Genomic DNA, 24,294 nt, shown 5'->3' on the forward strand with positions numbered 1-24,294 from the left:
ATTATATTAAAAAATAATGTTGACAAAAAATATAATTAGTATATAATTAGCAAACACAATTTAACGGGATGTAGCGCAATTGGTTAGCGTACCTGCTTTGGGAGCAGGGGGTTGTGAGTTCGAGTCTCACCATCCCGAATGCGCTAGTAGCTCAATTGGATAGAGCAACTGCCTTCTAAGCAGTAGGTTACAGGTTCGATTCCTGTCTGGCGCGCATATAAGCCGTCTGTCAGCGGTTTTTATTATATGATAAAAAATAATAACTCTTTTTAATGTTTAAATGGCGAATGTAGCTCAGTTGGTTAGAGCGCCAGATTGTGGATCTGGATGTCGCGGGTTCAAGTCCCGTCTTTCGCCCATTTCTTTTTTAAAATCTTTCTCTAATAAAATTTATTTATAAAAATTATATTGACATTAAGATAAAATAGCTATAACTTAATATATAGATTATTTTTTATACAGCTTAAAAAATTGTATCTAAATCTATTAAAAATCATTTTTATGGAGAATAAAAAATGAAAAAAATCACAAAATTATCATTAGTGATTGCTTTAGTATTAGAAGCTAATATTAAAGTATTTGCAGCAAGCGGTTTTGAATTCGCTTTAAATGTACCATTAGGAGCATCTTTTGGTATATTTATAGGAGAAACAACTTTCACATATCCAGGATTATCCACCATTGCACCTGCTATTAATTCAGAAGTGGGCTTTGATGCTGGAGTACATGCTCAAATAGGATATATGATTGATTTTGGTGCCGTAGGTCTTAGCCTTTTAGGTGATTTAGGATACAGTTATGACAGTTACAGAATGTCATTCTCCTTATCAAGCAGTGTTCCAGGAAATAATTTTGATATGAAATCATATTACAGTATGTATATGCATAATTTTCAAATAGGTATTCTTCCTAAATTGAATTTTGGAAACTTTGCTATAGGTATAGGAGCAGGAGTTAAGATTCCTATGGCTGGAACAATAGAAGCTAAAACTGAAGCAAATGTCAATGGTCAACAAATAGATTTTTCACAGTTTAATGGTAGTACTAAATATGTATCTTCTGATTTTAAAACTCGAGTAATACCTTATATAAAAGCTACATTTGATTACTCTTTCTTCTTTAATGATCGTATGGCTTTTGTTTTGGGAGCATATTTTGGCTATGATTTTGGACTTGCTTATAAAAATAATCAGCCATTATTCAATGACGATTCAAGACTTGATAGTTTTGATATAGGTGTCAATTTAGGATTCAAATTCGGTCCTAGAGTTGGCTATTAATATTTTATTTTATTTACTAAATAAAAAGTCTGCTGATTGTTATATTAGCGGACTTTTATTTTATAGTTTTATTATTATTTATTTATGAAGAAAATATTATTAATTATTATCATCATTACAACTTTCAATATAAAATTATTTGCAAAAGGCAGTTTTGAAGCTATATTAAATGTGCCTTTAGGGGTGTCCTTAGGAATATTCAATGGCGAGGTTGAGTCAATAGGAAGCGAACCTCAAATAAATACTAAAGCAGGATTTAATGCCGGAATAAATATACAGATTGGTTATATGTTTGCTTTCGGAAAATTCGGATTAAGTATTTTAGGTGATTTAGGCTACAGTTATGACAGCTTTAAATATTCATTATATCATAGTATTTCTGCATTTGGAGGAAGTGAAGAATATAATATATATAATAGCTTGTATATGCATAATTTTCAGATAGGACTTCTTCCCAAATTTAATCTCGGCGCATTTTCTTTAGGTATGGGAGGCGGAGTAAAAATACCAATTGCAGGTACAAGCGAAAGTAGAGCAATAAAAACTATAAATATATTTGGCAATTCAATAAAATCAGAAGAGAATATTAAAAAAATTATAAATCTTCTGATTATTTATCATCTGTTATCGGATATATTAAAGTTACATTCGATTATTCTTTCTTTTTTACTGATAAATTAGCTTTCAATTTAGGTGCGTATTTTGGGTATGATATAGGTCTATCATATAAAGAATCAGATTCAAAAGAAAATTACAGAGTTGATAGTTTTGATGTAGGTATTCAATTGGGATTAAGATTTGCCTCTAAATTATAATATAAAAAAAATATTAATTTCAATATAACTTGATATTTTTTTGTATATTAATATACTATAATATATATTTATGAAAACTTTTTTAATAATATTAGCTATACCTTGTATTTTACAGAAATAAACAGCTTTTAATATTGGTCGTAATAACAAATATATAAGCCCACAAATTAGAACTGAATTTGATACTAAATCGTAAACTATAGTTCATAGTTTCCGATAATTTTAACAATATTAAAAGCGTCTGTGGCTCAATTGGATAGAGCAGCGGATTTCGGTTCCGCCGGTTGGGGGTTCGATTCCTCTCAGACGCGAATAAAAATTGATTATTTGAATAAATATGTTAAAATATAAATAATGTAATAGAAAAAAGGTTTTTTATAAAAAATGAAAGAAAAAACTATAAAAAAACTCAATTTAGTTATATTAATACTATTTCCTATTATGCTTTTAGTATTCTCTATTACATATAATATATATAGCGTAGGTACAGAAAACAGAATTAGAAGAGAATTAGAAAACTTTACAAACTCACTTTCCTTGAGAATGGAAAGTAAGTATATGGATATGATGACATTGTATTTCAAAGAAGAATTAAATAATTATGCCATAGCAAATGAATTTACAAATCTAGTTAAAGAACAAGTAAGATTAGGAATAACTCCACATTTCAATTCACTTAAATTTTCCATAGATTATACAATGAAAAACAATGTAAGGACCACTACTTATGCTTTATTGTTTATAGCGGTACTTATGTTTATACTAACTTTAGTAATTAATTTCACAAATAACAATATAACTAATACATCGTATGTTAGCAGTAGCAATAATACCGTTATGAGTATTAAAGAAAATAATGATAAACCTTCTAATCCGATAGGAAGTGTGATTGATTCATCATCCAGTGAGTCTATAAGGCTTGAAATAGAGGAAATGTATAAAAATTTAGTAAAAGAAATGAAAAATTCCAGAGATGAACAGGCATTAGAAATAATAGAAAAAATGTTCCAATTAGATGATAGAAATTATTTAGCTTTAAATGGTGCTGGAATTTTATATACTAAAATGTACGGAAGAGAAAATAAAGATGAGTATTTCAAAAAAGCCAATGAGTATTATCAATATGCTCTATCTTTATACACTAATAATGAAAATGTTTCAAATAATAGAGCGATCTTATATTCTATAAGATATGAATTAAAAAAATCAGAAGAGGATTATGAAACAGCTTTAATTATACTTAATGATACTTTATCTGCTAATCATTTAGATGTTGAACTTCTTAATAACAGAGCCACATTATATGCTGTGAAATATAAAATAAGCGGAGATGAAAATATATTTGCAAGATCTATAAATGATTATGATGAGCTTATAAAAATTGATTATAATAATATATATGCTCTCAACAATAGAAGTGCTTTATATTTTACCAAATATAAAAATTCTGGAGATAAAAAATATTTTGACAAATCTATAGAAGATTGTAATACTGCTTTCAAAATTAATTCTGCTGAAGCTCTTTATGATAACAGAGGATCATTATACATATATAAATATTAATTATTAAAATATATTTATTTTTTTCTTTGTAAGTCCAAGTCTATTTTTTCTATATTCTTTTTCTAAATTGCCAATATTTAAATTATTATTCATTTTACTGAAATAATCTATTCTATAAATACTGCTCATATTATTTTCTTTATTTGTGATGAAATAATTATAAAGCATAGTACCTTCAATACTCATAAGAGATGAATCATGGGTTGAAAGTATAAGCTGGGAAGTATCTGTTTCTATTGGGTGAATTTTATTAAAAAAATTTCTGCCGAATAAATTTACAACAAATTCTAATAATTCTGATTGTATCCCATTAAATTCATCAACTATAGATAATGTACCATTAAGAAGAGAAACTAATATATAAATCAAATTAATAGCGTAAATTTTACTTCCTTCTGATTCAACCTCATCAAAATCATTCTTATAACTATCATGTTTGGATACTAATCTTTTATTATCTATGATAAAAGAGAATTCATTAGCAGACATACCATCTTCTATATTCAAATCATCTATATCAATAAATGAAAGTAGTTTTTTATATATATACCAAATATTATATTTATTAAAATAATCGAAAGCCTCTACTATAGCATATGATGAGAAGTCCGCTTCATTTGTAAATGGAAATAAAAAACATAAATTTTTAAATAATGAAAGATAATAATTTACTTCTTCTCTGTACTCATCTATCTTTTCATCATTTATAAAACTCAGAAAAGTATTTGTATCTGGAATATATTTATTATAATTAAACATACCATTTTTTATATAATTCAATTCTCTTTCAAATACCGTAATATCATGATTTTTTATCAATTTTTCTGAATATATTCTTTTATTTTGATTATCCAATACTAATTCATATAGATATAATATGCATTCATCATTTGAATAAAACTCCAAACAGAATCTGCTCTTATCATCTTTACCATAAATCATATTAGGATCTAAAAGTCTCTTTATACTGTCATCACTTGAAGTTATATATCCATTATTAGAATAAAGAATAAATTTTAAAGCATTGATTAAATTACTTTTACCTGAACCATTATAACCGTATAAAAGACATAATTTTGATATATATTCATCATTCATCTTTTTTATAAATCGGCATTCATTTTCTTCGGAAATATCAACGCTTAAATCCAAGACAACCTCATTATAAAAAGATCTGTAATTGGCAATTGTAAATTTTTTAAGCATGTTATTTTATTTTTTATATATTTTCTCTCTAGTATTATAAAAACAAAACAATCTAAAATATGTAAAGATTAAAAAACTTAAAAAAAGCTTGTGTGGGTGCTGTATTTTCTTATTAAATTAAATAAGAAAATAAATACTAAGATTTCAAAATAAAGCATAAAATATAGAGAGCTGGGAATTAGAATAATATTTTTAAAGCATAAAAATATTTGATTTTTTATTTATTTATCTTATTATTAGAGAATGGATAAAGATAATATAGATTATAAAAATGCATCAAGATGGCGTTTAATACTCGGAAGTTTCGCTGAAAATAATTTAGAGCTTGACGGAGAGTATTCTGAAATGGATCAATCATTAGGTTTTTTATATGATAGGGAATACAGCAGAGAAGCAGGATATGCTGATTTTGAAAATAATGATAAACAGAGAGGCGGAAAAAATAAAAGCGCTTTAACTGTACCTACTTGGGTTGCTAAGGTAAAAAAGTTATTTCCTAAAAAAACAGTTGAAATTATGCAAACTCATGCATTAGAAAAATATAATCTTACTGAGATGATCACTGATGAGAATATTTTAAAAGAGATGGAGCCTAATATGGAGCTTTTAAAAAATATTCTCACATTTAAAGATATGATGAATGGCAGCGTTAAAAAGCTTGCTTATGATATAGTAAGAAAAGTTGTTGATGATATAAAAAAGAAAATGGAAAGCGATATAAAAAAAGTTTTCTATGGTAAAAAACTTCCAAACTCCACTACTCAAAATAAAATATTCAAAAACCTTGATATAAAAAAAACAATAAGAAATAATTTAAAAAACTATAACATTGAAGATAAAACTATATTTGTAGATAAATTATATTTCAATCAAAACATAAAAAAGTATAATCCTTGGCATATAATAATACTGATAGATGAAAGCGGCTCTATGATAGACTCTGTAATATATTCTGCAATAATGGCATCTATATTTTCAAATCTTCCCTATTTATCAATAAAACTTGTAATATTCGATACTTCCATAGTTGATCTAAGCGACAGCGTGAAAGATCCAATAGATGTATTATTTAAAGTTCAGTTAGGAGGAGGTACTGATATTGTTATGGCTTTGGAATATGCTAAAAAGATTACAACTGCACCTGACAAAACTATAGTACTTCTTATAAGCGATTTATATGACAGCAATGATTACAAACATATGTATAAAAGTGCAAGAGACATAATAGAAGCAAGATCTAAACTTTTCGTGCTTCCTGCTTTAGACTATAATGCCGATGCTAGTTATGATAAAGAGGCGGCAAAGCAATTAGCAAAAATAGGAGCTAAAGTTGCTGCTATTACTCCTGATGAGCTTTCCAGATGGATAAGTACTGTAATATCATAAAAAATTTATTTAACAATTATTAACAAATATATACGCAAAATCACTTATATGTTATATATTATGCTAATAAATAAGCATATAGATTTTATTTTCTCAATAAGCATACACAACTATATATTCTATATTATATAATATCGTATATTATATTTTATATAGAAGATAAATAACATCAATATTTCTTGAATGAAAATATATTTTTCTGAAAAAATATATTTTCATATTGTTTTTTTACAACACTAATAGTTAATAAAACTTTTTTCTCTTTGCTGAACCAAGAAATTGGTTCAGCATACTATTGATGCTTATACTCAGAAATAGTAATAGTATAAAAAGTATTTATAGGAGATAACTTTATGATACAGAAAGTTAACAAAAAAATAAAGTTTCTAATTTATGTAACAGGTTCTTTATTAATAACATCAGTTTCAGCATTTGGTATGTATAGTGCTGACGGTAATGACTGGATTAATTTCCTTACTAATGGTAATCAACTTAGAGCAAGAATGTAACATTTGGGATTCACTTTAGGAAATGGTACAATCAAATGTACATTAGGCTTCAAAACTAACGACAGATATATTGGATCTATACTAACTCCTGACTGAAATAATCAGGTTAATTTTAATCATACTTTATCTGCAGGTTTGGGGTAAACTTCTTATATATTTGGCATAAGAGTATGATATAACTTCACTTACATAGATCAATATGTACAGGTACATACTCCAACATTAGTATTCAATATTTTGAATAACAATTTGAGAGTAGTTATAACTATACAAGTAGCTGTATAAGATAATACTTACAGCGATGGTACTAAATTTACCGCTGTAGGTTTTAATCAAATAGAATTGAGATATTATACTGGAATAGATGTTTTTAATTATATAAAATTAGATTTTAATAATAAATGAAATCAATAATAATAAAAAAGATGCAGAATAATTAATCCTGCACCTTTTATTATTTTCTAATATAATATTGTTATTTACTTTTTTTGTTTGTTTTTTTAGCTGATTTTTGGTTTTCTGATTTATTTGCTTTATTTAGCTTATTCAATTTAAACATAAAGTCAAACACCTCTTTAACATCTTTTACAGGATGGAAAGTTAAACCCTTTTTAACATTTTCAGGAATCTCATCTAAATCCCTAATATTCTCATGAGGTATTATTATATGCTTAATGAATCCAAGCCTTTTTGCCGCTATAGTTTTTTCTTTAAGTCCGCCTATAGGCAAAACTTTTCCATTCAATGAAAGCTCGCCTGTCATAGCAGTATCATTTCTTATAACTTTATTCATAGAAAGTGAAAGCAAAGCAGTAGCCATAGTAATACCTGCTGAAGGGCCGTCTTTAGGAGTAGCTCCTTCAGGAATATGCAAGTGAATCATAGCATCATTAAAATAATTTTCAGCAACACCATAATCTTTGGCAACGCTTTTTACATAACTATAAGCTATCTCTACACTCTCGCTCATAACATCTCCAAGCTGTCCTGTTACCTGTATATTTCCGGAATCTTTTTTCTCTGATACCTTTATTGATTCTATAGTAAGAGTTGCACCGCCTAAAGATGTCCAAGCTAAGCCTATAGAGTTTCCCGGCTTTAAATCCTTCTCTGTGAAGTCTTCTGTGAATATTGGCTTTTTAAGGTACTTCTCTAAATCTTTTCCATCTATTGTATAGCTGTAAGTCTTTTTATTATGCTCTACAATATCAGCAGCTATTTTTCTGCATATTCTCTCTATTCTTCTTTCAAAATTTCTAACCCCAGCCTCTCTCGCATATCCATCTATTATCGTACTTATAGCCTTATTAGTAAATTTTATATTTTTTATATCAAGTCCATGAGCTTTAACCTGTCTAGGTATAATATATTTAGAAGCTATTTTTAATTTCTCTTCCATAATGTATCCTGAAAGTCTTATAACTTCCATTCTGTCAAGCAAAGGTCTAGGAATTGTATCAAGTGTATTTGCAGTAGTAATAAATAAAACATTTGATAAATCGAAAGGCAAATCCAAATAATGATCTCTAAATGATGCATTCTGTTCCGGATCTAAAACTTCCAGTAATGCACTTGAAGGATCGCCCTGAAAACTTGTTCCCAATTTATCAATTTCATCAAGCATAAGAACAGGATTTTTAACTTTTACTATCTTCAAAGCCTCAATAATTTTACCAGGCATAGCTCCTATATAAGTTCTTCTATGTCCTTTAATTTCAGCTTCATCTCTCATACCGCCTAAAGAAAATCTAAAGAAAGGTCTGTCTAATGCCTCAGCAATACTCTTACCTATAGAAGTTTTACCAACCCCCGGAGGGCCTACAAAACATAGTATAGAAGATTTTTTCTCAGGATTTAATTTTCTCACTGCTAAAAATTCGTATATTCTCTCTTTAACATCTTCAAGTCCGTAATGATCTCTGTCTAATATCTTTTTGCTTTTTGATATATCTTCTCTTTCTTTATTTTCCTTATTCCAAGGCAAAGCAAATAAAGTATCCAAATAATTTTTAGAAACTGTATATTCCGGAGAATGAGTATCTATTGTAGAAATTTTTTCTATCTCCTGCTCCATTCTCTCTTTTACTTCATCTATAACATTTAACTCTTCAAGAGTTTTTTTATACTTCTCTATATCTCTTTGTTTAGGATCTGTATCGTATCCTAATTCTTTTTTTATTTCTTTTAACTGTTCTTTTAAGAAATATTCTCTTTGCTGCTTTTGTACTTTTGAATTGATGCTGCCTTGAATCTTCTGCTGTATTTCAGATATTTCTCTCTCTTTCTGAAGAAGAAGATGTACTTTTTCAAGTCTTTCCTGAATATCAAAAGTTTCAAGTATTTCCTGCTGACTTGCACGCTCTACATTAAGCATAGATGTAACAAAATCAGCCAATCTTCCGGGATCATCTACATTCACCATAGTAAGACGCATTTCTTCAGTGAAAAGCGGATTATTCTCACTTATGGCTTTTATATCTGAAAGTAAAGCTCTAGTATATGCTTTTATTTCTTTGGCTTCTTTCTCATTTCTGAAAGGATCTATATCAGGTATATAAAGAGGCTCTGCTCTTATTACTGGATCTGTAGTTACAAATTTTATAACCTTATATCTTCGTATTGAATTTATAAGAAGATTAAGTCCGCCGTCAGGCAAGTTCAATTTTTTGAATACTTTTACAACAACACCAACCTTGTATATTTCATCAACAGAAGGTGTTTTCTTTTCAGACGGAGTATCAGAAATATATAAATTAAGTCCTAAAAATCCGTCATTTTCGGCTATAGCCTTATTTACAGCATCTGCATGATGGGCCGGTATCGGAAATGGAGCATAAAGCCCGGGAAATAAAGGCTTCCCCATAACAGGTATAATTATCAATCTAGAAGGTAACTTATCTTCCACTATAGCAACTATATTATCCTCTTTTTTATTTTTATTATTATCGATATTTTTATTATTATCTAATTTGTTTTTTTCTTTTGCCATTAAAAAACTCCTAATAATATTGTATAGTATAATATAAAATATACTTATAAGTCAAATAAAATCATATTAAGTATACTATGCAATAATTATGCCAATCTATAATATTTTTTTAATATTTTATATATAAAATGAACTTAAAATATTTTTTGTTCAAAATATATCATTATTTTTATATAATATATGATTATTTTTTAATAAAAAAATCAATAAAAGAAATAATATATAGCTAGATATATACATATATTAATAAAAAATTAAGATAAAATATTTTTATACAAAAAATAAAAAGTGTTTTATTATATTTGTTTAATAATAAAACACTTAAAACAATATATTGTATTTAATTTATACTGATATATAAACAATAAAAGATTATCTTAATTTAAAGAAATCAATTAATTTATTCAAATTCTTAGCTTCATTAAGAAGTAATTGAGATGATGAACTAGCCTCTTCAACCAAAGCTGCATTTTGCTGAACTGAAGAATCCATTTCATTTATGGCGATATTAATCTGCCCTATACCATTTTCCTGCTCTTTCGCAGCTATATTAACTTTCTGCATCAAATCAGAAACTTTATCCATTCTATCTGCTATATCATTGAAAATATCTTTAGACTCATTAACACTTGCCGCCGCTAAATTTATTTTATCATTACTATCAACTATAAGAGAAGTAATATTTTTTACTGATTCCTGCGTATTTTGGGCCAAGTTTCTAACTTCGCTTGCCACAACAGCAAAACCTCTTCCCTGTTCTCCGGCACGTGCTGCTTCAACGGAAGCATTAAGTGCAAGTATATTAGTTTGAAAAGCAATAGATTCTATCATTTTAGTTATATCCATTATTTTAGAACTAGCCTCATAAACAGCATCCATTTTATTAACACTTTCTTCTATTATTCTACCTGCTTTTCCTACATAATCTTTTGCCTCAACAACCATATTTGTACTATCATATATATCAGAAACAGCAAATTTTACATTGGAAGCCATTTCATTCATAGTTGATGCTGTTTCCTCCAAGCTGGAAGCCTGCATTTCTGTTCTATTAGATAAATCATTATTTCCTGAAAGAACTTCATTGGCAGCACTTTCAACTTGTTCCGATGATTCTTTAACAGTATTCATAACATTATTTAAATTATCTAATATGCTTTTTATTGCTCTTGCTATATCTCCCCATTCATCTTTAAGTTCTGTAAATCCTGGAGGAGTATCCCAAGATATATCTCCTTTAGATAATTTAGTTAAATCCTGAGCAAGTAATTTAATGATAAATACAACTTTCTTTTTTATTATTAGAGGTGTAATAATAAATACTATTACTAATATTACAGCTAAAATTATAATCATAATATTTCTTATATTATTACTGTCTTCAAGTATTACATAATTAGGAACTAATATTTTCATACCCCAATTCTGACCTGTTTCAAGTTTTATAGGTACAAATATATATGCAGATTTGGTATTTAATGATGTGCTGAAATCCTCAAATATCACAGTTTGACCTGCTTTTATACTTTCTAATACATTATTATCCCTATAATAAGGATAAGCTTCATAAACATTTTTACCTATATAGGATTCATTTTCCTTGTTATAAAGTAAAGTTCCATTATGATCAAATAAAGAGGTAAGAGTATTCTCAAAAGGATTGATATTATCCATTATAGGAGCTAATGATTCAATAAATATATCAACACCTGCAACACCTATAATTTCTCCTTTATTTTTTAAAGGTATTGACCAGGTATTCATTTTTACCATTTTACCGCCAACTTCAAAATCATATATAGATGTAATATTAATATTTCCTGTAGTTACAGGTACTGAATAGTAATCGCTTTTTAATTCTTCGCTTGTCATACCTCTATCTGCAGAAGTACCATTGTTTCTATATACATAATCAGAAAACATTCCTCCTGCTTCTGAATAATTAGGATCATTTATATAATCAACATCATTTCCCATTACATTAGGTTTAAATATTAGAAATAATGCTCCTGTACCTTCAGGTAAAGTTTCAAAAAAATTTTTAGTTGTATTTTTATATACTTCTCTATTTCTTTCTCCGGATTGGTATAAATTATTTATTGTATATTCAAATGTATTTAAACTATCAAATGCTTCCTGAACAAGAGATTCTACTTTAGCTGCCTCTCCTTTTGCACTTTCTTCTAGTACTTTGTATGAAAGTTTTTTAGTAACATTATTAACAGAAAATATGTTAAATAAATTTGATATAATAAGCATGATAATAAAAGGTACAACTATAACCATACTTATTTTAAATTGCAGGCTGTTAAAGATCTTCATTAAGGTATCTCCCAAAATATATTATAAATTATATTTACATTATTATACAATAATATGTATTTATATACAATTGTTGCTAATAAAAATTGTTCACCCGCTGTGTGTGCCTATAGCAAAGGCTCTGCAAAGTAAAACTTGACAGAGGTTCACAATTTTTATAATTAGATTTACAAAAAAAGTTATTTACAACCCCCACCCTTTATCCTTCATTATACAATATGTAATTTTTACTTTATTTTATATTTTTGCCTTATTAGAAATATAGCACCCGCCCAAGATTTTATTAGATTAATAATTAATTCAGCACGCGTTTAGTTGACTGTATATGATAGAATAATACTATAACAATAACTATTTTTAAATATAGTATCGCCTAACCGCGTGTTTAAGAAATTTGTTATTTAATGAATTTTAATATATAATTACAAAAACTATGGATAAAGAAAGCATAACAAATGCTGAAGAAAACTCTTATGATAAGCCCAATAACAATATAAGGCCTCAAGGTTTTGATGATTTTTTGGGACAGAAAAATATAAAATCAAAACTTAAAGTATTTATAGATAGTGCTAAAAAAAGAGATGTTTCTTTAGATCATATACTATTTTACGGTCCTCCAGGACTTGGAAAAACAACATTAGCCCAAATAATAGCAAATGAAATGGGAAGCAATATAAAAGCTACATCAGCCCCCATAATAGAGCGTCCAGGAGATTTGGCTTCTATTCTTACTACTTTGGGTGAAAAAGATATACTTTTTATAGATGAAATACATAGACTTAGAACTGTAGTTGAAGAGGTACTTTATTCAGCTATGGAGGATTTCTTTGTGGATATAAAGGTAGGAGAAGGAACATCTGCTAAAAGTTTCAGAGTTAAATTACCGCATTTCACTTTGATAGGAGCCACTACAAGAAGTGGTTTATTAAGTACACCTTTATATGATAGATTCGGAATAGTTGAAAGGCTTGAATTTTATACAAACGAAGATTTGGCTAATATAGTAAAGAGAAGTTCTGAATTTCTTAATATAAATATCACAGATGAGGCTGCTATTTCAATAGCTTCAAGATCAAGAGGAACTCCTAGAATAGTTAATAGACTTTTGAGAAGAGTTTTTGACTTTGCTACAGTACATGATGTTTTAAAAATAGACGGGAAGTTTGCCTGTGATTCTCTTGAAAAATTGGGAATAGATAAAAACGGATTTGAAGCACTTGACAAACTTTATTTAAATACTATCATTAAACATTATAATGGAGGCCCTGTAGGAGTAGATACTTTATCTGTATCTTTATCCGAGCAGATAGAAACTATAGAAGATGTAATAGAGCCTTATCTTATACAATGCGGCTTTATAAAAAGAACACCGAAAGGCAGAGTTGCTACAAATAAGGCTTATGGTTATTTAAATCTTTCTTCAAAGTATGACGATAATTATAATAACGAAGAAAGAGGATTATTTGATTTTTAAGGAGTTTACTATTTTAATTACAGACGATACTTCAACAAAAGAAAAAAAGTCCAATGCTCAGTTGGATAAATACTATTTGGAAGAAACCTCAAAAGATGTAAAAAATCTAGCTAAAAAATTTGTAGGCAATTTTAAAGATGCTAATAAGTCTGCTGATAATCCAAATTCAAGATTCGATATAAATTATAAAAAAAATGTTCAGTTAAAACCTACTTCAAGATATAAAGCCCCAAAAGCAAAAATAAAATTTAATAGAACAAAAAAAGTTCTAAATAAATTATATAATGCTACATACGGAATAAGACATGTATTTAAATTAGTTATAGATGCAATCAAAAGAAAAGGAAATCATGAAAGAAGCATACTAATATTTTATGATGATGATGAGCATGGAATAAGACTTCCTATCAATAACTTTATGATTTTATTTCTTATCTTAGTATTTTCTGCTTTGATTTATACAGGATATGATGCCTATAATAGACAAAAAGAAGCCAAAGAATTTTATAATACTCTATCAGCCAGAGAAGCTAAAACTTATACCTTAATAGAAGATTATAAAAAGTCTTTAAATAGATTTTCAAAAGCATTAACAGAATATAATAATACTATAAAATCTATATCATATACTATAGATTACAATGATTTGGGTACATTCAATAATAACAATAATTTAAATAATAATGAATCCGTAAATATTGAGAAAATGCTTAGTGAATTAAATACATACCAAAAAAATATCCTTTCATTTATGGAAGTATCTCCAAAAATACATAAAGAAATTCCTTTAGGCTGGCCTGTTGCAGGCGGCGGAAGAATCTCAAGCGGATTCGGAGCAAGATTATCTCCTTTCAATCAGGAAAAAAGTTATCACTATGGTGTTGATATAGCTGGTCCTTATGGTACTCCTATACTTGCTGTTGCTGATGGTACTGTTACATTTGCAGGATGGAGAAATGGATATGGTTGGTTCGTTCTAATCACTCATGCTAATGGATATCAAACTGCTTACGGACATAATTCTAAACTTCTTGTTGATTATGGTCAGAAGGTAAAAAGAGGCGAAAAAATAGCTCTAATAGGAAATACTGGAAGAACTACAGGAATACACTGCCATTTTGAAATTAGAGTTGGAGGAGATCATAAAAATCCTATGCCTTACTTGAGTGCTAGGTTCTAATTTATAATTAAATCTTTTTGCTCTAGTATTATATGAATGAACATGATTCTAAAAAAAGGTATTTAGGAGAGTTCTATACTCCTTTAAATTTCGCTGAAAAATCTTTATCCTATATCTTTAATATAATTGATAAAGAAGAATTAGAAAATGGTAAATATAGAATATGGGACATGGCATCTGGAACAGGAAATTTAGAATATTATATTGATGAAAAATATCATAAGTATATTTATATGTCCACAATAGATCAAAATGATATAGAATATTCTAAAGAAAAATTTAAAAATGCCTGCCTGTTTCAATATGATTATCTAAATGATGATATAAAAGATAATGATTTTGAATATAATAAACTTCCTAAAAAACTTCAAGATGATTTAAATAATAAAAATATGAAATGGATCATACTAATTAATCCTCCATATGCCACAAGTCAGGTTGCTGGTACAAACTCTAAAAGCAAAAAAAATGTAAGCATAAGCAAAATTAGAGATATGATGCATAAAGAAAAATTAGGTGATGCTTCAAGAGAATTATATGCTCAGTTTATGTTTAGAATACATAAAGAGTTTAAAAATAATGATAAAGTTTATCTTGCTATATTTTCTAAAACTAATTATATCAAATACAATAACAATGAAAAATTTAGAAATAAGGTATGCAATTATAAATTTATAAACGGTTTTATTTTTTCTTCAATTAATTTTGACAATACTTCAAAAACCACTCCTTTTCCTGTAAGTTTTATAGTTTGGGAAATAAATAATAACCATAATATAAAAACTGAAAATATAATACTCGATGTACTTGATAATGATTGCAATATAATAAATAAAAAAAATTATAATGTAATAGATAGTAATGATCTTCTTAATAAATGGATAAAAAGAATAAAAACTTCAGCAACATTTGTACCGCTTTCATCTGCTATAAAAGTAAAAACTTCAGGTCAGGATATAAGGGATAAAGTATGCGATGGATTTATAGGTTCTCTTATGAGCTGCGGAAGTGATTTACAAAAACAAAATCTTACAGCAATATTTTCTGCGCCTCAGGCTTCTGCAGGATCTCTTTCAATCACTAAAGAAAATTTTGAAAAAGCTATGATAATACATGCCGTTAGAAGAACGACTAAGGTAGATTGGCTTAATGGAAGCGATCAATTTTGCATACCTAAAAAGGAATTAGATAAACAATTTATATTAGATTGCATAATATGGACTTTATTTTCTACTTCTAATCAAACATCTGCTATGGATAATATCTTATATAAAGAAAAATATTATACTATTATCAATCATTTTTATCCTTTCGATTATAAGAAAGTGTATTGCGGATGCAGTCAATTTAAGTACGATAATGAAAAAAGATTCTGCTTTGAATATTTAGAAAAAAATAATCAATACATATCAAATGAAGCATTTGAACTAATCAATAATGCTGAAAAACTTTATAAATATTTTTATTCAAACATAGAAAAAATCAATAAAGAAAAATTCAAAATATCTTTATGGGACAGCGGATTTTGGCAGATAAGAAAATCACTTAAAGATGCTAAATTAGCTTCAGATATATTGAAAGAAATCAAAATAAAAAGAAACATATTAAAAAATAATATATCCAAAAATACAGATAATTTTATTTTTTAATTTTTTTAAATTTTTAACGCACGTTAAGCTAAACAAAAAATATAAATCAATTAATAATACAAATTTTTATCATATTATTAAAATAAACTAATCGTGCGGTAAATAGATAAAAAATCTAATAAAAACTAGGGCGGGCATGCTTTAAAATTTTAAACTTCAAATATAAATAAATCTATAATTATAAATAAAATAATAGACATAAATGGCAGGGTATATATATAAAGTTTTAAAATTTACTTTCACTCCCCACCCCTAAATATTATAATTTAAATTTAAAATTTAAACTTTTAATCATCTAATACCCAATTTAAATTTATTAAAAACCCACCCAAGTATTTTTTTAATTTATAATCTACTTCACCGCACGTAGAATGGAATTTAAATATATAACGATAGAAAATTATAATTTAAACTATATATAAAACGAATTTACCGTGCGTAAATTAACTGTTATATTTAATACTATTGTATTCATCTATAAGAGTTTTATAATCTTCTTCATCCATAAAATTATATGAATAATAAAAAAAATTATATATCATAAATTTCCTTAAATATAAGGCAGTGCATATTGCTACACACTGCCGTAAAATTGGGGTAAAAATTAGTTTGATTTATTATTATGAGATTTTTTCAAAATTACTTTTAGGCTCTCCGCATATAGGACATTTCCAATCGCTTGGTAAATCCTCAAAAGGTATATCTCCTTTATATTCAAATCCGCAAGTTTTACATTTATATACTGATTTAGTTTTTTGAGCTTCTTCTTTATTATCTTCTTTTTTATAAGCATTAGCAGTAGATGCATTTGCGGGTGTATTACCCTTAATAACATTATGATAATAAGCATAAGTCATAGATGGAGTTTCATTATCAAATATATCAGCATCTATTAGCTCACCTATAAATATAGTATGAGTATGAACTTCAAAACTATCTGTCACCTTACAAAGTAAATAAGCATTTGCAGCCTTTATTACAGGCAATCCTTCTTTAATCTCATAAGCAACATTTTCAAATTTATTATTATCTCTTGAACTTCTAAATCCAAATCCGCCTATTAATGTAGGATCACTCTTCTCTGAAAGTACAGATAAAGCAAATTTACCATGTTTTTTTATACATTCATTAGTATAATTACTTCTATTAACGCTAATCATAATGGTAGTAGGAGTAGCTGTTATTTGAGTAGAAGTGTTTATAGTACAGCCTACTGGTTTATCACCATCAAGAGTTGTCAAAATGTACATTCCATAAGAGAGTTTAGTCAAAGCAAAAGTATCCATACACAGCATCCTTATTGATAATAATTACTAATTATATAGTATATCTATAAAAAATCAATACTAAATAATAAAAAATCGTAAATATTTTATATTTTTATCATTAAAAATGCACTGATATGAGTATTAATCTTTCATTGTAGTTGAATTAGGATCCTTTATATAATCATTAGTAAGTTTTGCTATTTTTGGAGAAAGTATTAAAAGACCAATCAAATTTGGTATAGCCATAAGACCATTTAAAGTATCAGCTATAGCCCATATTAAATCTAATTGACTTACAGCACCAACTATACCTATAATCAAAAATATTATTCTATATGAATATGAAGCTATTTTATTTCTTTTTGTAAGATATCCTAAGGCAACAACACCATAATGAGACCATCCTACAAATGTAGAAAATGCAAACAATATTAAAGATATAGTAAGTATTACAGAACCTGCATGTCCTAAATTATTTCCGAAAGAAGCAGATATAAGCTCAGCACCATTTAATTTAGTACCTTGATTTGCATCCAAAAATATTATGGCTATAAGACCTGTTAAAGTACATACGAAGAAAGTATCTATAAGTACTTCGAATATTCCCCATAATCCCTGCTCTATAGGATTTTTTGAATTGCTAGCACCATGAGCCATAGGAGCAGTACCCAAACCAGCCTCATTTGAAAATACACCGCGGGCAAATCCGAATTTCATACCCATCATAATAGTATATCCCATAAATCCGGCACCAACCTGCTTTAATGAAAATGCTTCCTCAAATATTCTCTGAAATGCATAAGGTATCTTTTCCATGTTCATAAATAATATTATTATTCCAGAAACTATATATATAACACACATAATAGGTACTAATTTTTCAGTAACAGTGGCTATTCTTCTTATTCCGCCTATAATAATTATTGCTGTTAAAAATACAACTACTACACCTGTAACTATATGAGGCACTCCAAAATTCTGATAAACAACTCCAGCCATAGCATTAGTTTGGGTCATATTTCCAGCACCAAAACAAGCTAAAGCAGCAAAAGCAGCGAATATACTTCCAAGCCAAGGCATATTAGCACCTTTAGATATATAATACATAGGGCCGCCATGATGGTGTCCTAAATCATCTTTAACCCTATAATGAACTGCTAAAATAACTTCAGAATATTTTGTAACCATTCCAAAAAAAGCAGCAAACCACATCCAAAATAAAGCACCAGGTCCTCCTGCTACTATTGCTGTTGTAACACCTGCAATATTTCCTGTACCTACAGTACTTGCCAATGCTGTACTTACTGCCTGAAAAGGAGTAATATTATCATCTAAATCATGTTTTTTTGCCAATGCTCCAAATGTATGCTTAACCCATAAAGGTATTCTTGTTATCTGTAAAAAACCTGTTCTTATACTTAAATATATACCTGTTCCTACTAATAATGTAAGCATTATTGGTCCCCATACAAAACCATTAACCACATTATTTATCTTAGTTATCATCTCTATCATAATGCTCTCCTTGATATTTCAATCAATTATTTTTATTTATATAAACCCTTTTTACTCTTTCACCTATATTAACAAGCACTTCATGACTTATACTATCTATTCTTGCCGCCAAAGTATCAGCATTAAGTCTTTCATCATTCCCAAATATCAATACTTCATCACCTACTTTTATATTGTCATTTCCTATTTCAGCAATAATAGAATCCATACATACTCTTCCTCTTAAAGGATAATATTTTCCATTAATTTTAACTTCCCAATTGTTAGATAATTTTCTTGGTATTCCGTCAGCATATCCTATAGGTATTACAGCAACCTTAGTATCTCTGTTTGCTGTCCAAGTCATTCCATAAGAAATACTTTCACCTTTCTTTATACTTCTTACCAAAACTACATAAGATTTTAAATTTAAAATTGGTTTAATACCCAAAAAATCATCATTATATCCGTATAATATAATTCCAGCACGCACCATATCAAAATAAGTACTTTTATATGAAATTATTGCAGCTGAATTAGATGTATGTGCATTCTTTATTTTTATTCCATTTTCATATAAACTATTTAATACATTATTAAAAACTTCTATCTGTTTATTAGTAAAACTTATAGAATAATCATCATCCATATCAGAAGCAGCATAATGAGTATTGATGCCTTCTATATTTAAAGTATTATACGATAATACTTTTTTTGCTAAAGGTAAAACTTCTTCAGGCTTTGCCCCCATTCTATTTAGGCCTGTATCAACTTTTATATATAAATTTAAACTGCCGCCATTCTTTTTTAAAAACTTATCATAATATTCCAAACATTCATCATTACTAACAATAGGACTTAAATTATATTTACATACCAAATCAGATTCATCTTTAAAATGCTGAAATAAAACTAATATAGGAAGTTTAACTCCTGCTTCTCTTATTCTTACCCCCTCTTCTACATTAGCAACACCTAAAGCATCAGCTCCAAATTGCTCTGAAGCCTTTGATATCTCTATCAAACCATGACCATAAGCATTTGCCTTAACTATATTAAGAAGTTTAACATCTTTTATTATAGAATGTATAATCTGCATATTTTTATTCAAAACAGATAAATCAATCTCAGCGATAGTATAATTTGACATAATCTTAACCTACTTATTTTTTAATAATTAAAAACTTTATTATTAGAGAACTTATAATTTGTAATAAAGTCAAAAATATAAAAAATGAGATATTATATTACGGATATAATATCTCATCATTAACATTCATAAATATAATATTTACATGCTGAACATTTCCGGATTTTTGAAGTCTTCTTTAAGCATCTCTAATACATCATCATCTTTTTTGAATTCATCATTATCTTTTTTGAACTCTTCTTCAAGACTCTTAAGCTCCATATCCATTCTTTCGTCTACAGAATAATTTTCCGGATTTTTCTTAATAACATTATCATTCTTAGCTTCTTCTAAGCTATCAGCATTAGTAATAAACTTACCCATAAGCTCATTAAATCTTACAAATATTTCATTCAATTTAGATGTAGCAGTGTAGAATTCTTTATTACCCTCAACTGTTTTTACAGATAATTCATTTAAGAAACTCATAGCATGCATAACTTCTTTAGCACCTGAACTATTAGCTTCAATTATATCAGAAACCTCTCTAGTAATCTGGTCAAGCAAAGTAATTTGGCTGTCTACCACATCACCACTGTTCATCTGCTCTTTTACACTGTCTTTTACACCTGTTGTAATATTATTCAAGTGTCTTATAGTTTCAAGTATATCTCTTCCTCCAACCTCTAATTCACTGTTGGCAGTATTTATCTCAGAAACAACTCTAGCAGTATTCTCTGACATATCAAGTATGTTATCAAGAGACTTACCACTATTACTTGCTAATTCCACTGTTTCTTCTATTCTCTTAGTAATAGCTTTAATGATGTTAGTGATAGATTTAGTGTTATCAGCTGTGTGTTCTGCCAAAGATCTAATCTCGTCAGCAACTACAGAGAAACCTCTTCCTTGCTCTCCGGCATGCGCTGCCTCAATAGCTGCGTTCATAGCCAAAAGGTTAGTTTGTTCAGCAATACCTTGAATAACGTTAACTATCTCTTTAATCTGGTCAGAGCTTTCTTCAATACCTCTAACCGCCTCAATAACTTCATCTACTGTATCACCTCCGTCATGAGCATCAACAAGAAGCTTTTTAGAGAAACTATCCGCTTTATTAACACTTCTTGCCACAGAAGTAATGTTGGATATCATCTCCTCTATAGAAGCTGATGTCTGTTCTACAGCTGATGACTGACGTTCCATATTATCATTGATCTTATAAATTGTCTGTAACAATTCTTCTACAGCAATGGAAGCTGATGAAAATGCATGCCTTTGCTGATCTGTAGAATTAGTAACATTCTGTATAGAAGTAATAATATTATTAACACTTGCTACACTTTCAGTGATGCTGGAACTTTGATCATTTATTCTATTTGTATTTTCATCAATAATTTTTTCTATTACCTTTATCTCTTCAAATACCTTATAACTTTCTATTTTTAAATCTCCTATAAGGTTATCCAAACTAGACAAGAATAAATTAAAATTATAAATTAAAACTCCTATTTCATCATTATTCTTTGATAATATTCTTTTTCTTAAATCTCCATTTCCTCCCAAAAGCATTTTTGTAGATTCATTTGCTCTGCTTATTGAAGATAAAAGTATTTTCAAAATAACTAAATAAACAGCAAAGAATAAAATAAATATTGATATAAATAAGAATATAAAATTAAATATAGTTAAATTTATATCTGAATCTTTTATTATTGTGTTTACATCTTTATAATATAGACCTATAACTTTTAATTCTTCTATATATGAAACTACAGCTATAGATTTCTTACCTAAAATATTAATAGGATAAAATATTTCAAATGTTTTATTAGACCCAAATGATTTTTCAAAATTCTCTATATTTTCTGCAAGTTCTGGAGATGATGATAATATCTCAGAAGCACTTTCAGCTATATATCTGCTGTCTGAGCTAAGTATTATATCTCTCTTTACTGCTATATAATATATATAAGACCATTTGGAAAGTATATTATCATTTTTAATAATATTATCAATATTTGCTACACTAGATTCAGATATAATATATCCTATATCTCTTCCAAATAATTTTAATGGAGTATAAGCAGATATAAATATATTATTTCTATCATAAACATCCATACCTAAAGTTACATAATTATTTTCTATTTCATTTTCTAAGAAGTTATGAATAGTTAAAGCATCTGACGCTCTGCTTGTATATCTGTCTGTGGAAGCATCCCTAGATATAGTTACAGAATAAGGAATATCAGTATCTAAATAATCCTGATTAATATTAACAGATACTGTATCATACTTATTTTTTAAAGTATCATTTATATATGATAATCTATTAACAAAATGAGTTTGTATATCATCTCTTGAAATTATATTTTTATTAGAATAAATATTGAGAACTGCTTCAGAATAAGACATCATATCTGATTTAATATTATCATCAAATTTTCTCATATTATCAGATATAGAAGTCATTTCATTTAATACTAAACTGCTATAGTTGTTTAAATAAACATTTTCTTCTACAGATACATGGTTCATTAAAAAAGCCAATATAATAGTAGAGAAAAACAAATATACTATAAGTCCTAATTTAGCAATGAGAGGTATATAAAAGGTTACTATGTTTTCATCTAATTCAAAATTCTTAGATAGTATTTTGAAAAACAGCATAAATACGCATGATAATAAAACAGCATTTATAGTGGCATTAAATATAGCCAATGTCATAGTATGTAAAAATACTTCATTTATAACAGAATATGCTATTATTTCTACGACACTTCCTACAAGAGAAATTATAAAAAACGTAAGTATAACTCTGCTTGCCAACCTTATACTAGAATTATTATTCCACATCTTTAAATATTTGAAAAAGAATATAAAAGAAATTGCAGAAAAGAGTATCTTCAAACCATATATAGGCGGAACTTCTTTATATATAAAGAATAACGCTATATTCCAAATAACAATATCCACTAATAAATATATAGGAATAGTTAAAATTTTTAGCTTTCTAATAACATGTTGTTTTATCTTGTCTGAAGCCATAATATCCTCTATTAAATAAATGCGATTAATATAATATTATACATTATCGTTTATTTTTTATCAAAATTTATTCATAAAAAAGTGAAGCATATATTAAAAAATTATACTCTTCCTACCTCATTAATTACTCTGCCAACTAAAGTATCATGAGTAGATATAGTTTTAGAATTTAGTTCATAAGCTCTTTGTACTTCAATCATTCTAACCATTTCGTTTATAGGATTTACATTGCTCATTTCTAAGAATCTTGATAATACTTTAGGTCTATCAACGCCTTTCTGAGCTATATAAGCAGTACCGCTAATATCTGTATCTACCCAGAAAGATTCTCCTTCTTTTTTCAAATATCTTTCATTATCAAATCTTACTATTTTTAATGTATCAAGTATCTCTTCATCTTCCCATTCATTATCATTAAACTGTACAAATGTATTGCCGTCCTGATATCTTCTATTGATACTTACTCTGCCATCTTCATCTATATTGAAGTTATTAGTTTTTATCTGAATATAACCATTCTCACCCATAACTTTATAACCATGCTTAGTTACAAGATAATGATCTTTATCTATTAAAAAACTTCCGTTTCTTGTGTATCTTTCACCATTAGGAGTTTCTATAGCAAAGAATCCTTTATCTCCCAAAGCTATATCAAGCTGATTGCCTGTTTCTCTTAAAGAACCCTGCTCCCATTCTGTGAAAACTTCATTAACTTCAACACCTGTTCCCATTCTTCCTACATAAGGTCTTACATCTGTAGAACCAAGCGGAAATATTACTACTCCGTCATCTTCTGTTCTTGCAGCCATCATTTCTGGGAAAGCCTTAAAACTTACTGTATCTCTTTTAAATCCAGGTTTATCAACATTAGCCAAGTTATTAGCTACAACATCTAGTCTAGCCTGTTCAGCCATCATACCGCTGGCACCTGTATAAACTCCTCTTACCATCTATAATCCCCCTAATTTTTATTTCTTATTAA

General features: G+C 27.9%; 15 protein-coding genes, 4 tRNA genes and 1 pseudogene. 12 read left to right on the top strand and 8 right to left on the bottom strand.

Annotated features, from left to right (window positions below; all coding sequences use genetic code 11):
* The first annotated feature begins 64 nt into the window (after nucleotides 1-64).
* The 7 genes and pseudogenes from BRSU_RS12315 (at nucleotide 65) to BRSU_RS12345 (ending at nucleotide 3,658) form a co-directional block, all read left to right on the top strand.
* Nucleotides 65-138 (top strand) — tRNA-Pro (locus BRSU_RS12315).
* A gap of 2 nt (nucleotides 139-140) precedes the next feature.
* Nucleotides 141-214: transfer RNA gene (locus BRSU_RS12320), tRNA-Arg, on the top strand.
* Nucleotides 215-282: 68 nt separating this feature from the next.
* Nucleotides 283-358 (top strand) — tRNA-His (locus BRSU_RS12325).
* Between the two features lie 157 nt (nucleotides 359-515).
* Nucleotides 516-1,280 carry a hypothetical protein gene (locus BRSU_RS12330; RefSeq protein ID WP_048595858.1) on the top strand — a complete coding sequence of 255 codons (765 nt, stop codon included), beginning with the start codon at nucleotides 516-518 and terminating at the stop codon, nucleotides 1,278-1,280.
* An 84-nt stretch (nucleotides 1,281-1,364) separates the two neighbouring features.
* Nucleotides 1,365-2,095 (top strand): annotated as a pseudogene (locus BRSU_RS12335) (hypothetical protein).
* A 237-nt stretch (nucleotides 2,096-2,332) separates the two neighbouring features.
* A tRNA-Arg gene (locus tag BRSU_RS12340) sits at nucleotides 2,333-2,406 on the top strand.
* Between the two features lie 73 nt (nucleotides 2,407-2,479).
* Nucleotides 2,480-3,658 carry a tetratricopeptide repeat protein gene (locus BRSU_RS12345; RefSeq protein ID WP_048595861.1) on the top strand — a complete coding sequence of 393 codons (1,179 nt, stop codon included), beginning with the start codon at nucleotides 2,480-2,482 and terminating at the stop codon, nucleotides 3,656-3,658.
* 3 nt (nucleotides 3,659-3,661) lie between these two features.
* Here BRSU_RS12345 and BRSU_RS12350 read toward each other — a convergent pair whose 3' ends face one another.
* Nucleotides 3,662-4,810 carry an AAA family ATPase gene (locus BRSU_RS12350; RefSeq protein WP_245158109.1) on the bottom strand — a complete coding sequence of 383 codons (1,149 nt, stop codon included), beginning with the start codon at nucleotides 4,808-4,810 and terminating at the stop codon, nucleotides 3,662-3,664.
* 297 nt (nucleotides 4,811-5,107) lie between these two features.
* On the opposite strand from BRSU_RS12350, the gene BRSU_RS12355 reads away from it, so the two are divergent.
* Together BRSU_RS12355 and BRSU_RS14525 are read left to right on the top strand one after the other, a co-directional pair.
* On the top strand, nucleotides 5,108-6,250 hold the full coding sequence (locus BRSU_RS12355) for a VWA domain-containing protein (protein ID WP_048595865.1): 1,143 nt from the start codon (nucleotides 5,108-5,110) through the stop codon (nucleotides 6,248-6,250).
* Nucleotides 6,251-6,603: 353 nt separating this feature from the next.
* Nucleotides 6,604-6,759, top strand: a complete 156-nt coding sequence (locus tag BRSU_RS14525; RefSeq protein WP_157031492.1) for a hypothetical protein — start codon at nucleotides 6,604-6,606, stop codon at nucleotides 6,757-6,759.
* A 475-nt stretch (nucleotides 6,760-7,234) separates the two neighbouring features.
* On the opposite strand, the gene lon is transcribed toward BRSU_RS14525, so the two are convergent.
* Together lon and BRSU_RS12370 are read right to left on the bottom strand one after the other, a co-directional pair.
* Complete coding sequence (gene lon / locus BRSU_RS12365) at nucleotides 7,235-9,748, bottom strand: endopeptidase La (RefSeq protein ID WP_048595867.1); 2,514 nt, start codon at nucleotides 9,746-9,748, stop codon at nucleotides 7,235-7,237.
* A gap of 372 nt (nucleotides 9,749-10,120) precedes the next feature.
* On the bottom strand, nucleotides 10,121-12,070 hold the full coding sequence (locus tag BRSU_RS12370) for a methyl-accepting chemotaxis protein (RefSeq protein WP_048595869.1): 1,950 nt from the start codon (nucleotides 12,068-12,070) through the stop codon (nucleotides 10,121-10,123).
* 433 nt (nucleotides 12,071-12,503) lie between these two features.
* Here BRSU_RS12370 and ruvB point away from each other — a divergent pair, with 433 nt between their 5' ends.
* Genes ruvB through BRSU_RS12385 form a run of 3 tightly spaced genes read left to right on the top strand, consistent with a single transcriptional unit; the run spans nucleotide 12,504 to nucleotide 16,373 of the window.
* A complete protein-coding gene (gene ruvB / locus BRSU_RS12375) occupies nucleotides 12,504-13,544 on the top strand; it encodes a Holliday junction branch migration DNA helicase RuvB (RefSeq protein WP_048595870.1) in 1,041 nt (346 codons plus the stop codon).
* Nucleotides 13,534-14,724, top strand: a complete 1,191-nt coding sequence (locus tag BRSU_RS12380) for a M23 family metallopeptidase (protein ID WP_048595873.1) — start codon at nucleotides 13,534-13,536, stop codon at nucleotides 14,722-14,724. The genes ruvB and BRSU_RS12380 overlap by 11 nt, the downstream gene beginning before the upstream one ends.
* 32 nt (nucleotides 14,725-14,756) lie before the next feature.
* Nucleotides 14,757-16,373: a hypothetical protein gene (locus tag BRSU_RS12385; protein WP_048595875.1), complete on the top strand. Its 1,617-nt coding sequence runs from the start codon at nucleotides 14,757-14,759 to the stop codon at nucleotides 16,371-16,373.
* Between the two features lie 620 nt (nucleotides 16,374-16,993).
* Here the strand turns inward: BRSU_RS12385 and BRSU_RS12390 are convergent.
* The 5 genes from BRSU_RS12390 to flgF form a co-directional block, all read right to left on the bottom strand.
* Entirely contained in the window at nucleotides 16,994-17,659 is a 666-nt protein-coding gene (locus BRSU_RS12390; protein WP_048595877.1) for a flavin reductase, read from the bottom strand.
* Nucleotides 17,660-17,782: 123 nt separating this feature from the next.
* Nucleotides 17,783-19,156, bottom strand: a complete 1,374-nt coding sequence (locus tag BRSU_RS12395; RefSeq protein ID WP_048595879.1) for an alanine/glycine:cation symporter family protein — start codon at nucleotides 19,154-19,156, stop codon at nucleotides 17,783-17,785.
* A 22-nt stretch (nucleotides 19,157-19,178) separates the two neighbouring features.
* Nucleotides 19,179-20,285 carry an alanine racemase gene (gene alr / locus BRSU_RS12400; RefSeq protein ID WP_048595881.1) on the bottom strand — a complete coding sequence of 369 codons (1,107 nt, stop codon included), beginning with the start codon at nucleotides 20,283-20,285 and terminating at the stop codon, nucleotides 19,179-19,181.
* Between the two features lie 141 nt (nucleotides 20,286-20,426).
* Nucleotides 20,427-23,312 (bottom strand): methyl-accepting chemotaxis protein, encoded by a 2,886-nt coding sequence (locus BRSU_RS12405; RefSeq protein WP_048595883.1) that lies wholly within the window; start codon nucleotides 23,310-23,312, stop codon nucleotides 20,427-20,429.
* Nucleotides 23,313-23,413: 101 nt separating this feature from the next.
* On the bottom strand, nucleotides 23,414-24,262 hold the full coding sequence (gene flgF, locus BRSU_RS12410) for a flagellar basal-body rod protein FlgF (protein WP_048595885.1): 849 nt from the start codon (nucleotides 24,260-24,262) through the stop codon (nucleotides 23,414-23,416).
* Between the last annotated feature and the right edge of the window lie 32 nt (nucleotides 24,263-24,294).

Origin of the sequence: Brachyspira suanatina, assembly GCF_001049755.1 — a bacterium.
Lineage (GTDB): Bacteria > Spirochaetota > Brachyspiria > Brachyspirales > Brachyspiraceae > Brachyspira > Brachyspira suanatina.

Coding starts and splice junctions, on each gene's coding strand:
- BRSU_RS12330 (WP_048595858.1), top strand. CDS start 516: ATGAAAAAAATCACAAAATTATCATTAGTGATTGCTTTAGTATTAGAA.
- BRSU_RS12345 (WP_048595861.1), top strand. CDS start 2,480: ATGAAAGAAAAAACTATAAAAAAACTCAATTTAGTTATATTAATACTA.
- BRSU_RS12355 (WP_048595865.1), top strand. CDS start 5,108: ATGGATAAAGATAATATAGATTATAAAAATGCATCAAGATGGCGTTTA.
- BRSU_RS14525 (WP_157031492.1), top strand. CDS start 6,604: ATGATACAGAAAGTTAACAAAAAAATAAAGTTTCTAATTTATGTAACA.
- lon (WP_048595867.1), bottom strand. CDS start 9,748: ATGGCAAAAGAAAAAAACAAATTAGATAATAATAAAAATATCGATAAT.
- BRSU_RS12370 (WP_048595869.1), bottom strand. CDS start 12,070: ATGAAGATCTTTAACAGCCTGCAATTTAAAATAAGTATGGTTATAGTT.
- ruvB (WP_048595870.1), top strand. CDS start 12,504: ATGGATAAAGAAAGCATAACAAATGCTGAAGAAAACTCTTATGATAAG.
- BRSU_RS12385 (WP_048595875.1), top strand. CDS start 14,757: ATGAATGAACATGATTCTAAAAAAAGGTATTTAGGAGAGTTCTATACT.
- BRSU_RS12390 (WP_048595877.1), bottom strand. CDS start 17,659: ATGGATACTTTTGCTTTGACTAAACTCTCTTATGGAATGTACATTTTG.
- BRSU_RS12395 (WP_048595879.1), bottom strand. CDS start 19,156: ATGATAGAGATGATAACTAAGATAAATAATGTGGTTAATGGTTTTGTA.
- alr (WP_048595881.1), bottom strand. CDS start 20,285: ATGTCAAATTATACTATCGCTGAGATTGATTTATCTGTTTTGAATAAA.
- BRSU_RS12405 (WP_048595883.1), bottom strand. CDS start 23,312: ATGGCTTCAGACAAGATAAAACAACATGTTATTAGAAAGCTAAAAATT.
- flgF (WP_048595885.1), bottom strand. CDS start 24,262: ATGGTAAGAGGAGTTTATACAGGTGCCAGCGGTATGATGGCTGAACAG.